Source organism: Dokdonia sp. Asnod1-B02, from assembly GCF_045063955.1.
Lineage (GTDB): Bacteria > Bacteroidota > Bacteroidia > Flavobacteriales > Flavobacteriaceae > Dokdonia.
This window is the reverse complement of record NZ_JBEFNW010000002.1, coordinates 727494-742596: the sequence shown is the minus strand read 5'-3', so window position 1 is coordinate 742596 and position 15103 is coordinate 727494. Positions and strand designations below refer to the sequence as shown.

Below are 15103 nucleotides of genomic sequence, written 5' to 3'. Positions count from 1 at the left end.
TTTTAATATGATTTGCTCAACATACATTAAGCAATACTCTTAATCTTTTACAGATTACGCTTCACAACTCGCGCAGTCTTTCTTCTGCTTGAATTTTTGTGCTGCATTCATACTGTGCTGGTAGTATAAAGATTTTAACCCTAGCTTCCATGCCGTCACGTGGATCTTGTTAATCTCTTTTACTGGCATCTCTGGGTGCACAATAATGTTTACAGATTGTCCTTGATCAATGTGATTTTGACGGTTTGCTGCTTGATAGATAATATCCATCTGGTCAATTTCTGAATACGTTTTAAAAGTATCCTTCTCATTCTCACTCAAGAACTCTAAGTGCTGTACAGACCCATCCATATCACGGATACTTCTCCACACGTCTGTAGTATTCATTCCCTTTTCCTCAAGAAGTTCTACTAAGAATGGGTTCTTGATAGTAGTCTTAATTTTTGCAATATCCTTTACATAAATATTAGACCAGATAGGCTCAATTCCTTGAGACACTTGACCTAGTATAAAAGCAGATGAGGTTGTAGGTGCAACCGCATTAAGTGTCGCGTTACGTCTACCATATCCTTTAAGTACTTCTGGCTCTCCGAAAGTTTCGGCAAGCTCTTCTGATGCTTTATAAGATTTCTCTTTAATTACTTTAAAGATTTCACTGTTAAGATTAAATGCTTCTTGACTATTAAATGGTAACATTCTTGATTGTAATAATGAGTGCCATCCTAGTACTCCTAAACCTAATGAACGGTTAGCCTTTGCAAAGTTGTAAGCACGCTCCATAAATAAGAACGTCTGGCGATCTTCTCTTGAATCTGAATCTCTATATCTTTCTAATTTCTCTAAGAACTCAGTAATTACTGCATCTAAGAAATACACCATAGTTTCTACAGCATCTGTATCCTTCCACTTATCGTAGTGTAATACGTTAACCGAAGAAAGTACACATACGAAAGACCAGTCATCATTAGAAGGTAACATGATCTCTGTACAAAGGTTACTTGCATAGATTTTGTGATCTTTGTCCTTATACACATCGGCAGCACCATTGTTTGCGTTGTCTGTAAAGAAGATGTATGGGTACCCCATCTCTCCTCTAGACTGCAATACTTTTGCCCATAATGCACGCTTTGCACTATCTCCTGCAATCATTTCTTCCATCCACTCGTTTGTCACAGTTACACCGTGAGTAAGCTCTTGGATGCTATTTCCTTCTGTTCCTATTTCTAAGAACTCTTCAATATCTGCATGCTCGATAGGTAAGTAAGGTGAAAAACGACCACGTCTTACAGATCCTTGACTCACTACATCTACCATAGATTCAAAAAGTTGCATGATATGTACAGAACCAGACGCTTGCCCGTTGTTCTTTACATCTGCCCCTCTTGGTCTTATTTTACCAAAATAACCAGAAGTACCACCTCCTAATTTTGACATCATTCCTACTTCAGACTGTGTGTACAAGATGTTACCCATATCGTCAGAGATATGTGACCCGAAACAGCTTATAGGAAGACCTCTTTCTTTTCCAAAGTTTGACCATACTGGAGAAGCTAGTGAGTAAAAACCTTCAGACATATACCCATAGAATTTATCACTAAATCCTGGCATCCCTAAAATATCTTCTGCTCTATCTGCTACTTCACGTATACGTTGCTCTGGAGATACTCCAGGGCTTAAATATCCTGCACCTAAAAACTTGCGACTATTTTCTGTAAGCCATTCAAATCCGGCTCCTTCACCTTCTGTTTTATTAGACAACGCTTCTTTACGAGCAGCTAGTAGTTCATTTTCTTTTCCTGCTGTCGTTGCAGAAACTTGTCCTTTAATTAGTTCTTGATCGTTCATTTAAAATAGGTCGTCTTCGGTTATACTTTGTGCTCTTTTTGTGTAGTTGACAGATCTCTTAACAAAGAAATCGCCATGTTTGGTTCCTATGATTTCATCATCAAACCACTCTGCATCTTTTAATAAAGTCTGGTCAACTTCAAAGACAGGCTCAATACCAATACTCACAAGAGATTTATTGAATCTGTCTTTTATAAATTCGTTTACAAGCGCTTTAGGTAAGAAGTCTAATTCTCCAGCTTCAAAAATCCAGTCTACAATATTGCTTTCTGCTTTGAATGCTTCCTTACACATTTCTTGTACGGTTGCGCTATGCTCTGCATCAAACCACTCTGGATTTTCTGCTTTAATAATTTTTATAATATCAATACCAAAATCACCGTGTATCTGCTCCTCCTTAGAAGTTGCCTCTACTACGTTTGATATTCCTTTAAGCATGTTTTTATGCTTATTAAATGCCATGATAATTAAGAATTGAGAAAACAGTGATACGTGCTCAATAAATAGAGAGAATAATAAGATAGACTCTGAGTATTCTTTATTGTCTTCACTTTTTGCATTCTTAAGTGCCGTCTCAAGGTACTGCACACGCTTCATCATTACTGGCTTTTTCTTGAGTAATTTAAACTCTTTATTAAGTCCTAGTATTTCAAGAAGGTGTGAGTATGCATCTGCGTGACGCACTTCACTCTCTGCAAATGTTGCTCCTACCGCTCCTACTTCTGGCTTAGGCATTTTGTGATAGATATCTCCCCAAAATCCTTTTACTGCAACTTCTATTTGAGAGATTGCTAGCATTGTATTTTTAATAGCACTACGCTCTACATCTGTAATACGAGTTTTGAAATCTTGAATATCACTCGTAAAGTTATACTCTGTATGTATCCAGTAAGAGTGTCTTATTGCTGGAACGTAATCATATAATTGTGGATACTCGTAAGGCTTAAGATTGATACGCTTTTCAAAGATGTTTGTTTTACGCTTTTGCGCTTGTTCATCACGGTACAAAATGTACGTTTTTGCAACATCTACAAACTCCTCACTTAGCATTAACTTGCGCTCTACAAGATCTTGTATTTGCTCAATAGTAGGAATGTAACCAGCGTCAAGTTCCTTTCTCTTCTTAAGGTCGCTATAAACCATATCAGAAATACGTTGTGCATCTTCAGGACCTCCATGTTCAATAGCTGTCATGGCCTTAAGAATGGCACTTGTAATCTTCTCTTGGTGAAACGGTTTCGTTTGAAAGTCGCGCTTGACGATGTGGGTAATTTCCATAGCTATATTGAGTATAATAATTAGAATTATGCGGATAATAAAGGTCTACTTTTTATGGGCTCAAACCACCGTTTATCTTTCAACGTTTTCAACAGGATATTCACAATTGCCATTTTACTAGGCTTCACAAAGGTTTCATTTTCACGCTCATCTCTGTCATCAAGTCTATTTGCATATGATGACACGATTTACACAAATCTATCAACATTAGGGTGTGGAAAACTTAGTCAAAAATCTTAGCTTTTATATTAGGTTCTCACAGTCATTTCAAGTAGAAATGACACCTCGCTTTCTTACACACTCACAAACGCAAAGCGTTAGACTTATCGCAGTAGCGTACCACACCATATCAACCATCACTGCCTGCCAGAAACTAATATAACCACTCCTATACACCTATAAGAAAACCCTATCGTACTATGCATTAGTTATATGTTAGGAATCGTGTAAAAACGAGACCTAAACCTTATATTTGCAAACTATTTATAACGATATGATTAAAGTAGATTCACAAGCAAAAACTAAAATCGCAAGCCTCATGCAGGAAGACGGTTTTGATGTAACTACAGACTATGTGCGCGTAGGCGTGAAAAGTGGTGGTTGCAGTGGTTTATCATACGATCTTCATTTTGACAAAACGCATCAAGAAGATGACAAAGTCTTTGAAGATAATGATGTAAAGCTAATCGTAGATAAGAAGAGCTTCCTTTATTTAATAGGCACTACACTAGAATATAGTGGTGGACTTAATGGAAAAGGATTTGTTTTTAACAACCCAAATGCACAGCGCACCTGTGGATGCGGAGAAAGCTTTTCTCTATAATAACTTAGTTGGTTACGCTTTCGCGAAAGCGTAATCAATTTAAAACCTATTACAGTTTTCTTGATGACACCCTAGAACAAGAAAACTAGCATACCATGAAAAGTCACCCTTAGGGCAGGAATACTTTTCTATCACACATTGAAAAAAGAAACATGGCATATACTGAAGATGATTTAAGGGAAGAACTAAAAACCAAAGAATACGAATATGGTTTTTTTACAGACATTGAGTCTGAGACATTTCCTGTAGGATTAAACGAAGACATTATACGAGCTATTTCTAAGAAAAAGGATGAGCCGCAATGGATGACTGAGTGGAGACTTGAGGCATACAAGGTTTGGCTATCTATGGAAGAGCCAGACTGGGCAAACGTAAATTACGAGAAGCCAGATTTTCAAGCAATCGCTTATTACTCTGCTCCCGTAGCTGTAGACCCTAATAAAACACTAGATGATGTAGATCCAGATCTACTCGCTATGTATAAGAAATTAGGAATCTCTGTAGATGAGCAAAAGAAAATGAACAACGTCGCGATGGATATCGTGGTAGATTCTGTTTCTGTAGCAACTACATTTAAAAAGACGCTTGCAGAGAAGGGAATTATTTTCATGAGCATCTCTGAGGCTATTAAAGAGCACCCAGAACTAGTACGTAAGCACTTAGGAACTATCGTTCCAGTAAAAGACAATTACTACGCAGCATTAAACAGCGCAGTATTTTCTGATGGCTCTTTCTGCTACATTCCTAAAGGTGTAAAATGCCCAATGGAACTTTCTACATACTTCCGTATTAATCAAGGAGGAACTGGACAGTTTGAAAGAACACTACTTGTAGCAGACGAAGGTAGTTATGTAAGTTACCTTGAAGGTTGTACTGCTCCTAGTCGCGATGAGAATCAATTGCACGCTGCCGTTGTAGAACTTATCGCAATGGACGATGCAGAGATTAAATACAGTACCGTACAAAACTGGTACCCTGGTAATGCAGAAGGTAAAGGTGGAGTTTACAACTTTGTAACAAAGCGTGGTCTTTGCGAGAAGAATGCAAAAATCTCATGGACACAAGTCGAAACAGGATCTGCGGTGACATGGAAATACCCTTCTTGTATTCTTAAAGGAGATAACTCTATAGGTGAGTTTTACTCTATCGCAGTGACAAACAATCACCAGCAGGCAGACACAGGTACTAAGATGATCCACCTTGGAAAAAACACCAAGAGTACGATTATATCAAAAGGTATCTCTGCAGGAAAATCTCAGAACTCATATAGAGGTCTTGTAAAGATTAATGCAGGAGCTACAAACGCTCGTAACTTCTCGCAGTGTGATTCTCTATTAATGGGTAACGAATGTGGAGCACACACTTTCCCATACATTGAGACTAAAAATAAAACTGCTCAAGTAGAACACGAAGCAACTACTAGTAAGATAGGTGAAGACCAAATATTTTACTGTAACCAGCGTGGTATTGATACAGAAAAGGCAATTGCTTTAATTGTAAACGGATTCTCAAAAGAGGTACTTAACAAACTCCCTATGGAGTTTGCTGTAGAAGCTCAAAAGCTACTTGAAATTAGCCTTGAAGGATCTGTAGGATAATATTTATTTACTATTACAATTAATAACTAAATGAAGATTATTAAAATAATGAAAAACATACTATTAATTGCTGCTCTTGCCATCACTACAATTTCTTGTGAAGAATTCAAGAAAGGTTATGAAGACGGAAAGCAAAAAGCAGAAGACCAAAAGGAAACAGCTGCCGCTGCAGAACTTCCTGAGGTAACTTTATATAAACTAGACGGTGGTACTGTAATGGCAAATAACTTAAACTTATTTGCACAAGGCGACACGTACAAAGGAGAATCAAAGGAGCTTGCAGATGCATTTTTTATAATCAAGCATCCTAAAGGAACTCTATTATGGGATACAGGTTTACCAGAAATGCTAGTAGGTCAAGAACCATATACTCCAGAAGGAGGTGCTTTTACAATCTCTCGTAAGGACTCTATAACAACCCAACTTAAAGGTATCGGGATGACACCTGAGGATATCGATATGATTGCGTTTTCTCACATTCACTTTGATCACACAGGTGCTGCGAATCATTTTGCAAAAGCTACATGGTTGGTTCAAGAATCAGAATATGATTTTGCAAACGGAGAAGACATCAAAGGAAATTCATTTTATGCGCCAGATAGCTTTAACAAGCTTACAAACGTAGAGAAACTGAATGGAGATAAAGACGTTTTTGGAGATGGCACTGTAGTTATCAAATCTATGCCAGGGCACACACCGGGTCACCAAGTGTTGTTTTTACGTTTAAAAGAGAACGGACCTACATTACTATCTGGAGATGTTTATCATTTTGAGCAAAACCGAAAAGATGCGATTGTACCTCAGTTTAATTATGATATTCCAGCAACAGATCAAAGTATAAAGGATTTTGAAACTTTCGCGAAAGCGGAAAATGCAAAGGTGATTATCCAGCACGATGCAGGAAACTTTGCACAAACGCCAGCGATACTTAATTAAGGTATGAAAAAGATTGTCTTTTTATTGATAGCAAGTCTTGCACTTGTATCCTGTAATCAGAAATCTACCGAAGACTCGTCTTCTACCTCATATGAAGTTATCGAAGGTGAGTTTATATATCTAGTAGATGCTGCAATCATTAAGGGTGATTCCTTTATTTATGGCGTAGCTCTAGATGATAAAATGCACGAACTAGCAACCATAGTCAAACCATTACAACGTGATGAATATGATATGGCGCCAGTTGTTATAAAGGGTATTATTAATCCTAAGCCTACTAATGAAGAAGGCTGGGATTTTATAGTAACCATTAAAGAAATAGTAGAAGTTAAAGCACCAACGGCTGACACTTCAATTAAATTAGAAGCAGGAGACAAACTCAAGACAGAGGGTGGTTCCATTAAAGTAGAAAGCGGTAAATAATCGCACAATAAGAACGTAGAATTATGTTATCAGTTAAAGATTTACACGCACGAATTGAAGAGAAAGATATCCTTAAAGGTATTAATCTTGAGATAAAAGCTGGCGAAGTGCACGCTATCATGGGACCAAACGGTTCTGGAAAAAGTACACTCGCTTCTGTTATTGCAGGAAAAGAAGAGTATGAAGTAAGCGGTGGAGACATCGAACTTGAAGGAGAATCAATACTAGAAATGGATCCAGAAGAAAGAGCTCACGAAGGTGTTTTCTTATCTTTTCAATATCCTGTAGAGATCCCTGGAGTTTCTGTAACTAACTTTATCAAGACTGCGATAAATGAAACTCGCAAAGCAAAAGGCCTAGAAAATATGCCAGCTAGTGAGATGCTTAAAAAAATCAAAGAGAAGGCAGAACTTCTTGAGATGGATCGTAAGTTTCTTTCTAGATCATTAAACGTAGGATTCTCTGGAGGAGAGAAAAAGCGTAATGAGATTTTCCAAATGGCGATGCTAGAGCCTAAACTCGCTATTCTAGACGAGACAGATTCTGGTCTTGACATTGACGCACTACGCATTGTTGCAAATGGTGTAAATAAATTAAAGAGTAAAGATAACGCAGTACTAGTGATCACTCACTACCAGCGTCTTCTAGAATACATCGTTCCTGATTTTGTACACGTTCTTATGAATGGAAAAATTGTACGTTCCGGAGGAAAAGAGCTTGCTCTTGAACTTGAAGAAAAAGGATACGACTGGTTAAAAGAAGAAGTGGGAGCGTAATACGTTTAGACAACTCATAAGAGATATTCCCAATAAAAATATCCCTTATACTTAACTGTCTAAATTCATAACTTAGAAAAGATGAGTTTAAAAGATAAATTAGTAAGTAACCATATCGTACTTCAAGAAAGTATTGATGCAGATTCTCCTATATACGACATTCGTAACGAGGCCATCAAGACTTTTGAAGCAGAAGGGTTTCCTACAAAGAAATTAGAAAACTGGAAATACACATCTCTTAACAGCATTCTTAAGGAGGATTATAACATCTTCCCTAGTAAAGAAGCTGCACTAGACTTTAAAGATGTAAAGCAGTATTTTCTTAATGATGTAGATACTTATAAAATCGTTTTTGTAGATGGGGTGTATAGCTCATTTCTTTCAGAAACTACGCATGATGGTATTGATGTATGCACCATGGGTGCAGCACTATCAAAGCCAAAGTACAAACAAGTTATAGACGTTTACTTTAATAAGATTGCAAAAGGAGAATCTATGGATTCTCTTAACACTGCATTTGCAAAAGATGGCGCTTACATCTACATCCCAAAAGGAAAAGTAGCACAAAAGCCTATCCAGATTGTACACTTTGCTACAGGAGCAAATGATGCAATGATGCTACAGCCACGTAACCTTATTGTTGCCGAAGAAAATTCTGAAGTACAAATTATAGAGCGCCACCAGAGTCTTACAGAAAAGAAAGTACTTACTAACGTTGTTACAGAGATCTTTGCAGATAAAAGAGCGCTTGTAGATTACTATAAGATTCAGAACGACAACCTAAGTGCTTCCCTTGTAGATACTACTGAGATAGAGCAGCACAAAGAAAGTATTGTTTCTGTGCATACTTTTTCTCTAGGTGGAAACATCACTCGTAACAACCTTAACTTTTATCAAAAAGGAGAGTACATGGACTCTATCCTTAAAGGTATTACGATTATAGAAGGAAAACAGCATGTAGATCACAACACACTAGTACACCACATTACTCCTAACTGCGAGAGCCACCAGGATTACAAAGGTATTTTTGCAGATAAATCTGTAGGAGTATTTAATGGAAAAGTAGTTGTTGAGAAAGAAGCTCAAAAAACAAATGCATACCAATCTAATAATAATATTTTATTAGATGACACTGCAACTATCAACTCAAAGCCTCAATTAGAGATTTTTGCAGATGATGTACGTTGTTCTCACGGTTGTACTATAGGACAACTAGATGAAAGTGCTCTTTTCTATTTACAATCTCGTGGTATTGGAGAAAAAGAAGGACGCGCATTATTGATGTATGCCTTTGCAAACACAGTATTATCAAGTGTAAAAATTCCTCAGTTAAAGGAAAGAATCACAAAACTTATTGCTAAGAAAATCGGTGTAAACATCGGCTTCGAGCAGTAGGAAATTAGTACCATATATTAAAAGCCGTTACTCTCTAGTAACGGCTTTTTCATTTTAAACACAATACGTACTGGAGTAGTCTAAAAGTAGTCCAGTTTGTATCTTTGTAACAAAGAAAAATGCTATGCTAGACATTAAGAAAATACGCGAAGATTTCCCTATTCTCAAAAGAGAAGTAAATGGAAATCCGCTTATTTATTTTGATAATGCCGCCACTTCACAAACTCCACAAGTGGTGATAGATGCTATTGTAGACTACTACTCAAACTATAATGCAAATATCCATCGCGGCGTACACTCACTTTCTCAGGAAGCTACAGATGCTTATGAGGAGGCGCGTATTAAAATTCAAAAGCATTTTAACGCAGCAAAGCCTTACGAGATCATTCTCACTGCAGGAACGACACATGCTATTAATCTTGTGGCACATGGTTTTGCTTCCATACTAAAAGAAGGTGAAGAAATTTTAGTTTCGGCTCTAGAGCATCACAGTAATATTGTACCGTGGCAAATGCTTTGTGAGAAAACTGGAGCCATCCTCAAAGTGACACCTCAGACAGAAAGTGGTGAACTAGATATGGACGCTTTCGCGAAAGCGTTATCTCCTAACTTAAAGCTAGTCTTTGTAAACCATGTATCTAACGCCTTAGGAACTATAAACCCTATAGAGCATATTATCAAAGAAGCTCACAAAGTAGGCGCTGCAGTTCTTATAGACGGCGCACAAGCTACGCCACACATCAAACCAGATGTACAAGCACTAGACGCCGACTTCTACGTATGTTCTGCTCATAAAATTTGCGGTCCTACTGGAGTGGGTATTCTATACGGAAAAGAAGAATGGCTTACTAAATTACCTCCTTATCAAGGTGGAGGCGAGATGATAGATCAAGTAAGTTTTGAAAAAACAACCTATGCTGGTTTACCTCACAAATTTGAAGCAGGAACGCCTAACATTTGTGGAGGGATTGCAACGGGCGCAGGTCTTGACTATATGAATGCTATAGGTTTTGACAATATTGCAAGCTACGAAGATGAGCTATTGCAATATGGAACAGAGAAATTACTAGAAATAGAAGGCCTAAAGATTTATGGTACTTCTGCACATAAAACTGCCGTTATTTCTTTTAATGTAGGCAATATACATCCCTATGATATAGGGACTATACTTGATAAACTAGGCATTGCAGTACGCACCGGTCATCACTGTGCACAGCCTATTATGGAGTATTATAAAATACCAGGAACGGTACGCGCTTCTTTTTCTTTTTATAACACTAAAGAAGAGATAGACACCTTTGTAGCTGGATTAAAACGAGCGGTCACCATGCTCTCGTAATATCTAGCAGAACATCCTTTTCAGACATTGTTATATTGATACAGGTAAATTCACATATCACATTATCGCCCGTCAACCTAGTTGATCAAGAGCGATTATACAATTTGATGAAAAGGGTGTATCCTTCTGCATATGCGCATTTTTGGAAAGATGATTGCTCATGGTATCTCAGTCAGATTTATAGTAAGGAAAACTTAGAACAGGAGCTTAGTGATGCAAATAGCATGTATTACTTTGTGCATTATAACGATGAGACAGTAGGGATTTTAAAGCTTATTAAAAATTGTCAGTATCCTCCACTAGCTTCTGAGAAAGGTTTTAAGATACATCGTATTTATCTAGACCCTTCTGTTCAAGGTAAAGGCGTAGGTAACGCCTTGATGGATTATGCACAAGAAGTTGCAATAGCGCAAAAACACAGCCTCATCTGGCTTGATGCGATGGATAAACACGCACAAGCACAACAATTTTACAAGAAACTAGGATTTCAAAAGACAGAAAAACAAAGACTAGATTTCCCATTATTACATGACGAGCATCGTCCTATGTGGTTTATGCATAAAATGCTAGACTCGACAGAATGACAGTTAATCTTCTGGGCACTATCTTTGCAAATACTCTTTTACTATGAAACACACATATTACATAATCGCTTTAACAATAGGCCTCTTTTTAAGTAGCTGTGCTACCGAAAAAAAGGAAAGTGAACCTGATGTAAAAGCGCCTAGATTTTCTGGATACTACACACTTACGAGTATAGAAGAGACACCTATTACAAAACAAGGAATCACCTTTAATATAGAAAGTCAAAAAAGAAGAATAACTGGTTTTTCTGGATGCAATTCCTATAACGCTGCGTTTACGCTTACTAAGGATAAATTAGATATTACAGATCCGTTATCTACTAAGAAAGCATGTCCTGCAGAGGCTATGGACTTAGAGAAAAAAGTATTTAAAAATCTCATCAAGGTAAATAGGTACACTCTTAAAAACGGAACACTTACTTTATACAATAAAGATCAGGTACTTTTTAAAGCAACATCAACAGCAATATAATTATGGCAAGTATAAAAGAAATACAAGATGAAATCGTTGATGAGTTCAGCATGTTTGAAGACTGGATGCAACGTTATGAGTATATGATAGACCTAGGAAAATCACTTCCCATGATTGATAATCAGTTTAAAACTGATGATTATATTATAAAAGGTTGTCAGAGCAAAGTATGGGTACACGCAGATATGACAGACGGTGAGATTGCCTTTACTGCAGATAGTGATGCAATTATAACAAAGGGAATCATAGCGATACTTATACGTGCTTTTTCTGGACAACCGCCACAAGCAATTATAGATGCAGACACTTCGTTTATAGACGAGATAGGACTTAAAGATCACCTCTCTCCTACCCGTGCAAATGGACTTGTGAGCATGATCAAGCAGATAAAGCTATATGCTGTAGCTTATCAAACACAACTGAATTAGATTACAAATTACGCTTGCGCGAAAATGTGATGCAATTCACCATTATTAATTAAATAAAAGAGACTGCATTGCAGTACAACAATACATATGGAAGTAAACACAGAAGAGTTAGGAGATAAGATTGTAAGAGTACTGAAAACCATTTACGATCCAGAAATTCCTGTAGATATTTATGAGTTAGGATTGATTTATGATGTTTTTGTAAATGAAGACATGGATACTAAAATCCTTATGACGCTTACTACACCTAACTGCCCAGTAGCCGAAACACTACCACTTGAGGTGGAAGAGAAAGTAAAATCTCTCAAAGAAGTAAAAGATTGTGAAGTGGAAATCACGTTTGACCCACCATGGACACAAGACCTTATGAGTGAAGAAGCAAAACTAGAATTAGGAATGTTGTAAAAGTATTGTGATGCGTTTTAAACTTATAGATTAAAACGCATCACAATACTTTTTAATTACATTATTATGGCAGAAGAAATCATAAATAGAGTCGCAGGGAGTAAACTCATCACTTTTGATTTGGAAGATTTATATCCCAAAGGAAATAGAGAAACACTAGACATTTCTGAATGGTTAGACCAAGGTTTTATTTTACGTGAAACTCAGTTTCGCGAAAGCATAAAAAATCACGATTGGCAGCAATATTCGGGCTCATTTGTAGCGCTACATTGCAGCACAGATGCTATTGTTCCAGCATGGGCTTATATGCTTGTTTCTACCCATTTACAAGATATTGCACAAAAGACCATCGTAGGATCTCTAGAACTTCTAGAAACTATTCTTTACACCACAGCTATTGCAAATCTTGATACGACACCTTATCAAGGTGTTCCATTGATTATAAAGGGGTGCTCTAATAAACCAGTACCTCCTAACGCATACTTACTGCTCATAGAAAAACTTCAGCCTGTGGCACGCAGTATTATGTTTGGAGAAGCTTGCTCTACCGTTCCCCTCTTTAAGAAGCGCGCTTAAAAATTGTCTTGACATCCATACACTCCCTGTGTATATTTACTTTCTTAATTTATAAGTAAGTCCCTATGAGAACATATCTTTTTTTACTGCTACTAGCCACAAGTAGCATTCTAGTCGCCCAGACGAAGACCAAGAAAAAAGATTCTCTTCCTGATGGATGGAAAAGCAAAGGACTTGCAGAATTACTTTTTAGCCAAAGTGCCTTTAATAAGGAATGGCAAGGTGGAGGTACTTCTAACATCGCTGGTAACTTTAATATAAGCTGGGATCTCAACTATAAACGCAATAAACTTACGTGGGATACTAGACTCACATCTATACTTGGTCTTGCTGCCACAAAAGATCAAAAATTTGTACGTAAAACAACAGACAGACTGGAGTTAAACAGCCTTGTAGGTAGTAGAATCAATAAATCTAACTGGTACTACTCCGGAGTTTTTAACTTTAGAACGCAAATGGCGCCTGGTTATGAATTTTTTGACCGCAATATTCTTGATGATGATGGAGAGATTATCACCACTGTACAAGATAGAAGAGAAATAACAGACGCCTTTTCTCCAGCCTATATTCAGGCAGGACCTGGTATACTTTGGAAAAAAAGCAATGACTTTACAATAAACCTAGCACCCGCTACGTCTAGACTCATTTTTGTACATTCTAAATTTACAAGAGTAGACGAGACAGACCCTGTAGCCTTAGCTGCCTACGAACCATTCTTTGGTGTAGCTGCAAATGAGAATACCCGTTTTGAATTAGGATCATCATTAAGCGTGTATTACAAAGAAGAGCTTTTTGAAAATGTGGTTTTTGAAAACACCTTAAACCTGTATGCAGATTATCTGGAGAAGGTGAAAAATGTCGACTTAGATTACACGCTAAATATCGCCATGCAAGTAAATAAGTATGTTACAACTAATCTTGCACTCCAACTCATTTATGATGAAAATGCAGTGAGCGGTTTACAAGTGCGAGAAGTACTTGGAGTAGGACTTAAGTACGCTTTTCTTGAGTGGAAATCTTAGATAGCACACCACTTTACAAAACTATGTTTACTAGCTAACGATTAATGTCACATTTAATCGATAAAGAGATAATACCATTAATTTACATGGGATTAAACAGCGCAGTTTTTATTTAATTATATCTTTGCGCTACAAATCTTAACTAATAATTATTATGAAAAGACTTATTGTTTTAGGAGCAGCTATACTCCTCACAATCAGCGCGCAAGCACAAACAGAAGAAGAATTAAAGGCGCAACAAGCTCCTAAGAAAGCAGAAATTGCAAAACTTCAAGGAGAAGTAAACGGATTACAAGCACAAATCGATGCCCTTCCAGGATGGAAATACGGAGCATTTGGAACTATAGGAGGAAATTTCTCGAAGTTTAATGATTGGTATTCTCAAGGTGCACCTAACGTATCTTCAGGTAACATAGGTATTACTGGTAATGCTTTTGCAAACAAACTAGAAGAAAAATACTTCTGGAGAAATAGCCTTAGCGTAAACTTAGGATGGGTAAAATTTGATGAAGAAGGTGAGGAAGAAGAAGGCTTTCAAGAAGCTACAGATGTTTTTAATGTTTCTTCTTTATATGGTTACAAACTAACTGACAAGATCGCTGTATCTGCATTAGGTGAGTACAGAACTACGATATTAAATAACTTTAACGATCCAGGTTACTTAGATCTAGGTGTTGGTGCTACATGGACTCCTATTCCTAATCTTATTGTTGTGGTACACCCACTTAACTATAATTTTGTATTTAGTAGTGGTGATTCTGTTTTTGAATCTTCTTTAGGAGCAAAAATTGTTGCAGATTATACGCGTCAGATTGGTAAAATTGCATTCAAGTCTAACTTATCTGCTTTCCAAAGCTATGAGTCTAGCGACTTATCAAACTTTACATGGATTAACTCTTTCAGCTACAAACTATGGAACCAAATTGGTGTTGGTTTTGAATTTGGTTTAAGAGGAAACAGACAAGAGGCAGTAAACTTTGCTAATAACAATTTACTTGCTGTAGATCCAGCTGCTACTACTTTTGAAGTAGGTGATAGCGCTGTAGATAACAAGATACAATCTTACTACCTTTTAGGACTTACGTATGCATTCTAAGTAATTGCAATACTACTAGCTTTAAGGCTAGTGATACATAATAAAAATGCGAGCCCTCACAGGCTCGCATTTTTTGCGTTGTAGCAACTTCATAATATAAAAGATTA

Annotated in this window: 16 protein-coding genes; 14 read left to right on the top strand and 2 right to left on the bottom strand. The window is 37.1% G+C overall.

All coding sequences use genetic code 11. From position 1 onward, the window contains the following. Nucleotides 1-54 precede the first annotated feature (54 nt). A complete protein-coding gene (locus ACJJVU_RS03440; protein ID WP_298329522.1) occupies nt 55-1845 on the bottom strand; it encodes a ribonucleoside-diphosphate reductase subunit alpha in 1791 nt (596 codons plus the stop codon). Further along, on the bottom strand, nt 1846-3123 hold the full coding sequence (locus ACJJVU_RS03435; protein ID WP_298329525.1) for a ribonucleotide-diphosphate reductase subunit beta: 1278 nt from the start codon (nt 3121-3123) through the stop codon (nt 1846-1848). A 493-nt stretch (nt 3124-3616) separates the two neighbouring features. Here ACJJVU_RS03435 and ACJJVU_RS03430 point away from each other — a divergent pair, with 493 nt between their 5' ends. The 14 genes from ACJJVU_RS03430 to ACJJVU_RS03365 all read left to right on the top strand — a co-directional run bounded on the left by ACJJVU_RS03430 (nt 3617) and on the right by ACJJVU_RS03365 (nt 14996). Beyond that, nucleotides 3617-3946 carry an iron-sulfur cluster assembly accessory protein gene (locus ACJJVU_RS03430; protein WP_013750987.1) on the top strand — a complete coding sequence of 110 codons (330 nt, stop codon included), beginning with the start codon at nt 3617-3619 and terminating at the stop codon, nt 3944-3946. A 152-nt stretch (nt 3947-4098) separates the two neighbouring features. Continuing rightward, a complete protein-coding gene (gene sufB / locus ACJJVU_RS03425; protein ID WP_108877176.1) occupies nt 4099-5544 on the top strand; it encodes a Fe-S cluster assembly protein SufB in 1446 nt (481 codons plus the stop codon). Nucleotides 5545-5592: 48 nt separating this feature from the next. Continuing rightward, complete coding sequence (locus ACJJVU_RS03420) at nt 5593-6480, top strand: N-acyl homoserine lactonase family protein (protein WP_405222305.1); 888 nt, start codon at nt 5593-5595, stop codon at nt 6478-6480. Nucleotides 6481-6483: 3 nt separating this feature from the next. Next, on the top strand, nt 6484-6903 hold the full coding sequence (locus ACJJVU_RS03415; protein WP_405222303.1) for a hypothetical protein: 420 nt from the start codon (nt 6484-6486) through the stop codon (nt 6901-6903). Between the two features lie 23 nt (nt 6904-6926). Beyond that, the gene (gene sufC / locus ACJJVU_RS03410) at nt 6927-7679 is read left to right on the top strand and encodes a Fe-S cluster assembly ATPase SufC (RefSeq protein WP_013750983.1); all 753 of its coding nucleotides are present in this window, start codon (nt 6927-6929) and stop codon (nt 7677-7679) included. An 81-nt stretch (nt 7680-7760) separates the two neighbouring features. Continuing rightward, nucleotides 7761-9074: a Fe-S cluster assembly protein SufD gene (gene sufD, locus ACJJVU_RS03405; protein WP_339846715.1), complete on the top strand. Its 1314-nt coding sequence runs from the start codon at nt 7761-7763 to the stop codon at nt 9072-9074. A gap of 124 nt (nt 9075-9198) precedes the next feature. Beyond that, complete coding sequence (locus ACJJVU_RS03400) at nt 9199-10413, top strand: aminotransferase class V-fold PLP-dependent enzyme (RefSeq protein WP_405222301.1); 1215 nt, start codon at nt 9199-9201, stop codon at nt 10411-10413. Between the two features lie 107 nt (nt 10414-10520). Then, nucleotides 10521-10997 (top strand): GNAT family N-acetyltransferase, encoded by a 477-nt coding sequence (locus tag ACJJVU_RS03395; protein WP_405222298.1) that lies wholly within the window; start codon nt 10521-10523, stop codon nt 10995-10997. A gap of 43 nt (nt 10998-11040) precedes the next feature. Next, a complete protein-coding gene (locus ACJJVU_RS03390; RefSeq protein WP_298329549.1) occupies nt 11041-11469 on the top strand; it encodes an META domain-containing protein in 429 nt (142 codons plus the stop codon). 2 nt (nt 11470-11471) lie between these two features. Then, on the top strand, nt 11472-11897 hold the full coding sequence (locus tag ACJJVU_RS03385; RefSeq protein ID WP_013750978.1) for a SufE family protein: 426 nt from the start codon (nt 11472-11474) through the stop codon (nt 11895-11897). Nucleotides 11898-11984: 87 nt separating this feature from the next. Next, nucleotides 11985-12302, top strand: coding sequence for a DUF59 domain-containing protein (locus tag ACJJVU_RS03380; RefSeq protein ID WP_013750977.1), 318 nt, complete (start codon nt 11985-11987; stop codon nt 12300-12302). A 66-nt stretch (nt 12303-12368) separates the two neighbouring features. Next, nucleotides 12369-12878 (top strand): DUF2480 family protein, encoded by a 510-nt coding sequence (locus tag ACJJVU_RS03375; protein ID WP_405222295.1) that lies wholly within the window; start codon nt 12369-12371, stop codon nt 12876-12878. 65 nt (nt 12879-12943) lie between these two features. Then, nucleotides 12944-13900 (top strand): DUF3078 domain-containing protein, encoded by a 957-nt coding sequence (locus ACJJVU_RS03370; protein WP_405222292.1) that lies wholly within the window; start codon nt 12944-12946, stop codon nt 13898-13900. Nucleotides 13901-14054: 154 nt separating this feature from the next. After that, complete coding sequence (locus tag ACJJVU_RS03365) at nt 14055-14996, top strand: DUF3078 domain-containing protein (protein WP_405222289.1); 942 nt, start codon at nt 14055-14057, stop codon at nt 14994-14996. Nucleotides 14997-15103 lie beyond the last annotated feature (107 nt).